The 7,501-nt window shown below is 68.8% G+C and carries 7 protein-coding genes and 1 pseudogene; 3 read left to right on the top strand and 5 right to left on the bottom strand.

Features of this window, described 5'->3' with window-relative positions:
- Positions 1-386: 386 nt before the first annotated feature.
- The 3 genes from D7I43_RS31890 to D7I43_RS31880 are packed head-to-tail and all read right to left on the bottom strand — an operon-like array spanning position 387 to position 4,131.
- Entirely contained in the window at positions 387-692 is a 306-nt protein-coding gene (locus D7I43_RS31890) for a metal-sensitive transcriptional regulator (protein ID WP_204985338.1), read from the bottom strand.
- Complete coding sequence (locus D7I43_RS31885) at positions 689-1,375, bottom strand: methyltransferase family protein (RefSeq protein ID WP_120332271.1); 687 nt, start codon at positions 1,373-1,375, stop codon at positions 689-691. Before D7I43_RS31885 ends, D7I43_RS31890 begins: the two co-directional genes overlap by 4 nt.
- Positions 1,333-4,131 (bottom strand): heavy metal translocating P-type ATPase, encoded by a 2,799-nt coding sequence (locus D7I43_RS31880; RefSeq protein WP_120332270.1) that lies wholly within the window; start codon positions 4,129-4,131, stop codon positions 1,333-1,335. The genes D7I43_RS31885 and D7I43_RS31880 overlap by 43 nt, the downstream gene beginning before the upstream one ends.
- A 148-nt stretch (positions 4,132-4,279) precedes the next feature.
- On the opposite strand from D7I43_RS31880, the gene D7I43_RS31875 reads away from it, so the two are divergent.
- Positions 4,280-4,510: a DUF2933 domain-containing protein gene (locus D7I43_RS31875; RefSeq protein WP_120332269.1), complete on the top strand. Its 231-nt coding sequence runs from the start codon at positions 4,280-4,282 to the stop codon at positions 4,508-4,510.
- Positions 4,511-4,602: 92 nt separating this feature from the next.
- A complete protein-coding gene (locus tag D7I43_RS31870) occupies positions 4,603-4,821 on the top strand; it encodes an SHOCT domain-containing protein (RefSeq protein ID WP_120332268.1) in 219 nt (72 codons plus the stop codon).
- A gap of 47 nt (positions 4,822-4,868) precedes the next feature.
- Here the strand turns inward: D7I43_RS31870 and D7I43_RS31865 are convergent, their stop codons facing one another.
- Together D7I43_RS31865 and D7I43_RS31860 are read right to left on the bottom strand one after the other, a co-directional pair.
- Positions 4,869-5,993: a sensor histidine kinase gene (locus tag D7I43_RS31865; RefSeq protein ID WP_120332267.1), complete on the bottom strand. Its 1,125-nt coding sequence runs from the start codon at positions 5,991-5,993 to the stop codon at positions 4,869-4,871.
- The gene (locus tag D7I43_RS31860) at positions 5,990-6,688 is read right to left on the bottom strand and encodes a response regulator transcription factor (protein WP_120332266.1); all 699 of its coding nucleotides are present in this window, start codon (positions 6,686-6,688) and stop codon (positions 5,990-5,992) included. The genes D7I43_RS31865 and D7I43_RS31860 overlap by 4 nt, the downstream gene beginning before the upstream one ends.
- 165 nt (positions 6,689-6,853) lie before the next feature.
- Between D7I43_RS31860 and D7I43_RS31855 the strand changes: the two are divergent.
- Positions 6,854-7,378 (top strand): annotated as a pseudogene (locus D7I43_RS31855) (multicopper oxidase domain-containing protein); the annotation flags it as partial.
- Positions 7,379-7,501 lie beyond the last annotated feature (123 nt).

Genomic DNA, 7,501 nt, shown 5'->3' with positions numbered 1-7,501 from the left:
GATGCGCTGCCACAGCCCGTCAGGCACGATCCACGGCGGCTGCTCGCCACGCCTCACGGCCCGACATCGTAGATCAACCTCTACAAGGGACGCGACATCCAGAGATCATTTTGTTAGGACCCCTTAGAGCGACGCCGCAGCCGCCAAAGCATGGGCACCGAGGCGACGAGGCCGACGACGCCGAACAGCACCGTTCCGCCCGCTCCGGCAACCAGCGCCGTTCCGGCCATCGCGCCCACGTGGTGCAAAACGTGCGGAGCCAGCCCGACCAGGGCGCCGGTCGCCCCGACGAAGCCGCTCCAGATCGCGCGTAGTTAGCCGGGGACCATGATCCGCAGCGAGCGGGTCGGTCCCGGTGTGGTGTGGAGGTGTGTCATCGGATCCTCTCATCGGGCGTGGACATACCGTCGGACGGTGCTCGTGAGGTCCGTGACGGCCCGCCGGGTCTCCTCGTCGAGAGCCTGTCGATCGCAAGTGGCGGCGTGTTCGTCGAGGATTGCCAGCGCGACGGCGTCGAGTGCTCCCCGCACGGCGGCGATCTGGTCGAGAATCTCGGCAGGGCGCCGGCCGGCCTCGTACATGGCCAGGACACCCCCCAACTGGCCGGCGGCCCGCCGGAGCCGATTGCTGACGGACCCATCCCCCACCATCGACCGTTGACCGTCCTGGTGGCGCGTCCCGGTCCCACTCATGACCGTCCACCTTGGTGCCGGTGGTGGATCGAAACGTCGAGCGAGGGTGCGGTCGGAGTCCGGCCGAGTCTCGGAACGAAGGCTGGGACCCGTCGGGCGTAGGCGAGCCAGGCGTCACCGAACCGGGCGGCCGTGTCCCGCTCCTCGGCTCCGGCCAGGCGCAGGTAAACGGTGAGGAGGACGGGGAACATCGCCAGAGTGGGGATTGTCGGCCATTGCAGCAGGAAGCCGATCATGATGAGCAGGAAGCCGTCGTACTGGGGGTGGCGCACACGGGAGTACGGGCCGGTCACGGCGAGCCGGTTGTTGCGGGCCGCTTCGTGTAGTACCCGCCAGGCCGCCGAGATCAGCCAGAGCCCGGCGCCGATGAACAGGTAGCTGGCCAGGTGGAAGGGACTCAGGTGCGGGTCGCCGGTCCAGCCGATGAGGTCATTGAACAGGTGTCCGCCGGCGTGAGTGACCTGCAGGGCCGGGAAGCGGGAGCCCAGCCAGCCTGAGAGCAGGTAGACGGTCAGAGGGACCCCGTACATCTCGGTGAACAAGGCGAGCAGGAAGGCGGTGAACGCGCCCATGGCCCGCCAGTCCCGGCCGGTGCGCGGGTGGAAGAAGCTGGCGGCGAAGAGTGCGAACAGCGCGGTGTTCAGAATGACCAGGGGCCAGAGCCCGTAGGCGGTGTCAGCCATGGCGGCCTCCCTTGAGCGCGTTTAGAAGCGGTGTTCGCTGACGGTGGCCGGGGCACGGTGGTGGGCCTGCCCGGTCCAGGTGTTCGCGCAGCCGGCAGAGCAGAAGTAGGCGATGGTGCCGTCGGTCTGGTGCAGGGCGTAGGCGGTAGCGGGGTTACTGTCATTCCGCAAACTGGGTCGATCTGACTCGCGGGCTCGTCGGTCCCGGCTGCCGTTTCCGCCCTGTCCGCCCGGTCGGTGTGGGGTATCTCGACGTCGGGCCGCACGCTGATGTCTGTGGCTGCCGGCAGGGGCGGCACCGTGTATCGGCGCAGCCGGTTTGCGTTGCCCACGACGGACAGGGAGCTGAGCGCCATCGCAGCGGCGGCCAGCATGGGCGACAGCCGCCAGCCGAGCAGTGGGTACAAGGCGCCGGCAGCGATCGGAATGCCGGTTGCGTTGTAGGCGAGGGCGAAGAAGAGGTTCTGCCGGATGTTGCGCATGGTCGCTCGGGACAGCCTTACCGCGGTGACCACACCGGTGAGCGAGCCGGAGATCAGGGTGATATCGGCGGCTTCGATGGCGACATCCGTGCCAGTGCCGATGGCGAGCCCAACATCGGCGGCGGCCAGGGCCGGAGCGTCGTTGATGCCGTCGCCGACCATGCCCACGCGGCGTCCCTCGCCTTGCAGGCGGCGGATCTCGTCGGCCTTGTGCTCGGGGAGCACCTCGGCCAGGACGCGCCGAACGCCAACCTGCGTGGCGACTGTGGCGGCGGTGCGGGTGTTGTCGCCGGTGAGCATGACCACCTGGATGCCGAGTCGATGCAGGGCGGCGATGGCTGCCGCCGAGTCCTTCTTGATCGTGTCGGCCACACCAAGCACTCCGGCAGGCTGTCCGTCCACCGCCGCCAGGATCGGTGTCCTGCCGAGGGCGGCCAAATCGGCCGCTATCGCGCTGAGGTCTTCGGTTGGCACTTCGGCTTCATCGAGTAGCCGGGCTGTGCCGACGAGGACATGTCTGCCGTCGACGATGGCGCGGACACCCTTGCCGGTGACGGATTCGAAGGCATCGAGGGTGGCCGCGGGTAGGCCGCGGTTTCGGGCACCCGTTACCAACGCGGCGGCGAGCGGGTGCTCGCTGTGGGTTTCCGCGGCAGCCACGACGGCGAGCAGCTGGTCCTCAGTCAACTGACCAGTGACGTGAATGTCGGTCAGCGCCGGCCGGCCGGCGGTGATCGTGCCGGTCTTGTCCAGCACGACGGTGTCCAGTCGGTGTGCCGTCTCCAGTGCCTGTGCGGAGCGGATGAGGATGCCGGCCTGAGCTCCCTTACCGGTCCCAACCATGATCGACAATGGGGTCGCCAGGCCGAGCGCGCACGGACACGCGATGATCAGCACTGCGACCGCGGCCACGAGAGCCATGGTCAGGGCCGGTGGTGGCCCGACGACGAACCACGCGGCGAACGTGGCGATCGAGAGTGCGATGACCACGGGCACGAAGTAGCCGGAGACGGTGTCGGCCAGCCGCTGGATGGGCGCCTTGGACGCCTGTGCCTGCCGGACCAGCCGCACGATCTGCGCGAGCACGCTGTCGGCGCCTATCCGGGTGGCGCGTACGTGCAGGGCACCGGTGCCGTTAACCGTCGCGCCGATGACCGTGTCGCCGGGACGGCGGGTAACAGGGACGGGCTCTCCGCTGATCATCGACTCGTCCACGGCGGAGGAGCCGGAAAGTACGACCGCGTCGACGGGGATTTTCTCCCCGGGTCGGACCAGTACCTCGTCGCCGACTGTCACGTCCTCCAGCGGGAGTTCGGTCTCGACACCGTCGCGGATCACGCGGGCGGTGCAGGCCTGCAGTCCGAGCAGGGCTCGAATCGCCTCACCGGTGCCTGCCTTGGCGCGCGCCTCAAGCAGCCGGCCGAGCATGATCAGGGTGATGATGACGCCAACGGCCTCGTAGTAGACCTCGCGCACAGTGACGGGAAGCAGCGCGGGCGCGACGGTGGCGAGCAGACTGTAGCCGTACGCGGCGATCGTGCCGAGAGTGATCAGGGAATTCATGTCGGCCGCCCGGTGGGCGAGGGTGAGCCACCCGGTGCGGTGGATCGGCCAACCTGTGTAGAGCATGACCGGTGTGATGAGGGCGAGCTGAAGCCAGGGCTCGCGCAGTGGTCCGGGCACCCACATTGCGCCGAACAGCTCATGCGCCATGACGGCGAACAGCACCGGTGTGGTCAGCACTGCGCCGACGAAGACGCGGCGCGTCAGATCGGTCAGTTCGGCTTGCCGTTGCTGCTCCTCGCCCGGGTCACCGTCGGCGGGGATTGGCTCGGTCACCTCGGCAGGGCCTGTCGGGGACTGGTCGTTGGTGGCGCTCGCGGCCGGAGCGGCGACCGCCGACGGTTCCACGACCAGAGAGCCGCGGATCATGTTCATGTCGCAGGTGAAGCTGAGGGTTCCCGCCTTGTCGGGAGTGAACCGGACCGGTGTCTGCCGGTGCGCGGGTAGACCTGCGGTGATTCCGAGGTCGGCGAACACGACCCGGCTGCTGCAATCGCCGGTTTCCTGCCGATCGAACATGATCTCCACCGGCAGGCCTTGGCGGACTTGAATCACGTCTGGCTGATAGCCGCCTCGCACAGTCACTCGTATCCGCTGGACCCCGTCGGAGAGCTCGGCGCGGTGGGCGCGACGAGGTGCGAAGAAGTACCAGCCGAGAGCAGCGATAACCACCGCCGCGACGACCACCGCCACCGCATCGACAACACTCATGACGGCCTCCTCATCTGCCCTTCCAGCCTCGATACGGATACCGGGCCGGGGGTAGGGACCTTCGTCCCATGGCGGAGGGCCTTGCGGCCGTCGACCCTTTCGTGGTGCAGGCGCATCGTGAAGGTGCAAGGAGTGAGAGGAGACGACGATGAGACGCCAACATCTGCCGCTGTACGCGATCGCCTTGGCGCTGCTGGCGGTCGGGGCCCTTGCCGTCGGCGTGCCGGCACGTTCGCTGGTTTTTGGTCTGCTGGTGATCGCCTGCCCGCTGATGATGCTGTTCATGCACGGCGGCCACGGCGGTCAGGAGGGTCACGGTCAACACCAGGGGCAGCAAACCCCGGCGGCGCACGACGGGACGGATCAGCGGCCGAGGTGACCGCTGCGGCCGGCAGGGTAGGTGACCTCTCCGGGGCCGGGCAGCTACGAAATGCATCGAGGCGAAGCGCCATCTGCGGGAGAGGAAACGCCATGCACGGCAATGGTTGGGTCTGGCCAATGGGCGCCATGATGATCGGCTGGCTCCTACTGGTCCTACTCGTGATCACGGCAGGGTGGGCTGCCATCAGCTACAACCGCCGGCCTGCTCCGCAGGGGCAGGACTCGGCACGCCAGATCCTGGCCGAACGTTACGCACGCGGCGAGATCGGCACCGAGGAGTACCACCGGCGCTTGGACGCGCTGCGTTGACAGACAGGGGTCGCCCACCGCGAACAGCGAGGGCGGGCCCCTGTCCCCTATTCGGCGGGGAGGTATGTACCGGCTCGCGGGAGTGTGACCGTGAACGTGGCGCCGGCGCCCGGGCCTGCGCTGGCGGCGTCGATCCGCCCCCCATGTTGCATGACGATCGCCCGGGCCACTGCCAGACCGATGCCGGAGCCGCCGTGGTCGCGGTCGCGGGCGGTGTCGGAGCGGTAGAACCGTTCGAACACGTGGGGGAGGTGGTCTGAGTTGATGCCCTCACCGGTGTCGCTCACGGACAGGTGCACGCCTTCCGGATGCTTGCCGGCCGTAACGGTCACCTGTCCGCCTGGCGGGGTGTGGCGCAGCGCGTTGTCCAGCAGGTTCCCCAGCACCTGACCCAACCGCTCCGGGTCGGCGTCGACGTCACCGGCGTCCGCTTCGACCGTCTCACGCAGTGCCACGCCCTTGGTCGTGTAGCGGGGGCGGGCTGCCGCGACGGCCGCGCTGGCCAGCTCGGCTGCGGCCACCCGACGCGGGTGCAGGTCGAGTTGGTGTTCCTCTGCGCGGGACACCGCGGCGACATCTTCGGCAAGGCGACGGAGCCGGGTCGTCTGGGTCCGCAGGACGTGCCATGTGCTCTCGCCCTCAACGGCGACACCGTCCTCAGCCGCGTCGACGTACGCCTCGATGGTCGCCAACGGTGTGCGCAGCTCGTGCCCGAGATCCGCGAGGAGACGTCGACGGGTGATCTCCGCCTCGGCCAGCCGTTCAGCCATGGTGTTGAAGGCGGCAGTCACGGTGTCGAACTCCGGACCGAGGCCGGCGACGGCGACCCGGGCGGTGTAGTCGCCGTGGCTGACGTCTGCGGCAGCGGCCGCGAGTTGTTCCACCGGCTGCGCGAGCCGGCGAGCGACGTAGGCGCTGACAGCGAGCGCGGCGATCAGCGAGGCGGCCAGCGCCATCCCGAGCGAGAGCGCGCTCGCCGAGGTGTAGGCCTCCTCGACGTGATGGGCGGTGGCCGGTTCGACAGGCCCGGACACCTGCCGCAGGTGGTCGCGGAAGATCGTCGGCCCGAGCGCGGCGGCGACAAGCCCGAGGGTGCCCGCGCCGACGAGCACGACGAGAGCCTGGGCGGCGAAGAGCCGGGCGGGCAGACCACGCGGGACTTGCCGCTTCATCCCTGCCCCATTCGATAGCCGACGCCACGAATCGTGCGGATGAAGCGTGGTGCTGTCGGGTCGTCGCCAAGCTTGCGGCGCAGGTGCCCCACGTGCACGTCGACCAGGTGCTCGTCACCGATCCAGTCGGCTCCCCATACGGCGTTGATCAACTGCCGGCGGGTGAAGGCCGCATCAGGCCGGGCGGACAGGGTTTCCAGGAGGTCGAACTCTGTGCGGGTGAGATCCACTTGGTTGTTGCCGACCCACACCTCCCGGCCGGTCACGTCGATCCGCAGCGCCCCGAGGGCACGCGGAGGCTGCTGCGCTGGGCCGGATTCGGCTTGACCGAGGCGCGGACGGCGCAGCATTGCTCGTACCCGGGCCACCAGCTCTCGTGGGCTGAATGGCTTGGTCAGGTAGTCGTCGGCGCCCACGCCAAGTCCCACCAGCTTGTCCGCCTCCTCGCTGCGGGCGGTGAGCATGATCACGTAGCAGTCGGTGAAGGTGCGGATCTGCCGGCACACCTCGACGCCGTCCAGTCCCGGCAATGCGAGGTCGAGCACCACTACGTCGGGGGTGTTCCGGCGGACGGCCGCCACCGCGGAGCGGCCGTCGAAGACACAGCCCACCTCGTGGCCGTCCCGCTCCAGGTAACGCGCGACCACCTTCGCCAGGCTCCGCTCGTCGTCCACTACGAGTACACGTCCACTCACTCGACCAATCCTGCCCCCTTCAAGCCTGAGTTGGCGTACGGCCCCTGCGGTCTGCGCTCCTCGTCTGACTGTGAAGATTCCCTGAAGAAGCGCGGGAGGCGTGGCAGCTCACCGTTGGCGCGGGGGACAGTGCGGACAGATCACCACCGCACGTGAGGAGCAGCAATGAGCCCCACCCTGACCCGACGTCGGCTGCTGGCCGGGATCGCTGGCACGGTCGGCATCGCAGGCACCGCCGGCGTGGCCGCCTGGGCCGGTGGAGTCTTCGACGGCACCCGGCTAGTGGGCCCGACGAGTGATGTGGTCGCCCGCGCGGAGGCAGCTCGGCGTCGCGCCGGCGCCGGCACGGTTACCGCGATGCTCAACCCGCGCCCAGTAACCCTTGATCTTGGTGGTCAACAGGTGCAGACCTGGGGATACGCCGAGAGCGGCCCGGGTTCGCTGATCCGGGCGCGGGCGGGTGATCTCCTGCGCGTCGAGGTGATCAATGGTCTGCCAGGCACCACCAGCGTGCACTGGCACGGTGTCGCGCTGCGCAACGACATGGACGGCGTGCCGGGGGTCACGCAGGACCCGATCGCTGCGGGCGGGCGGCACACCTATGAGTTCACCGCGCCGGATCCCGGCACGTACTTCTACCACCCGCACTCCGGGGTTCAGCTCGACCGCGCGTTGTACGGAGTCCTTGTCCCGCCCCGGGTTTGATGGAGACATCGAAACCTGGGAGGAACACCAGCGATGCCTGCACCGAAGAAGTACAACGATGAGCTGCGTGAGCGTGCGACCCGGTTGGCGGTCGAGGCCCGTCGGGAT

The organism is Micromonospora globbae (assembly GCF_003610785.1).
GTDB classification, from domain to species: domain Bacteria; phylum Actinomycetota; class Actinomycetes; order Mycobacteriales; family Micromonosporaceae; genus Micromonospora; species Micromonospora globbae.
The sequence above is the reverse complement of the archived record's forward strand: the minus strand, read 5'-3'. Positions and strand labels throughout refer to the sequence as shown.

Coding starts and splice junctions, on each gene's coding strand:
- D7I43_RS31890 (WP_204985338.1), bottom strand. CDS start 692: ATGAGTGGGACCGGGACGCGCCACCAGGACGGTCAACGGTCGATGGTG.
- D7I43_RS31885 (WP_120332271.1), bottom strand. CDS start 1,375: ATGGCTGACACCGCCTACGGGCTCTGGCCCCTGGTCATTCTGAACACC.
- D7I43_RS31880 (WP_120332270.1), bottom strand. CDS start 4,131: ATGAGTGTTGTCGATGCGGTGGCGGTGGTCGTCGCGGCGGTGGTTATC.
- D7I43_RS31875 (WP_120332269.1), top strand. CDS start 4,280: ATGAGACGCCAACATCTGCCGCTGTACGCGATCGCCTTGGCGCTGCTG.
- D7I43_RS31870 (WP_120332268.1), top strand. CDS start 4,603: ATGCACGGCAATGGTTGGGTCTGGCCAATGGGCGCCATGATGATCGGC.
- D7I43_RS31865 (WP_120332267.1), bottom strand. CDS start 5,993: ATGAAGCGGCAAGTCCCGCGTGGTCTGCCCGCCCGGCTCTTCGCCGCC.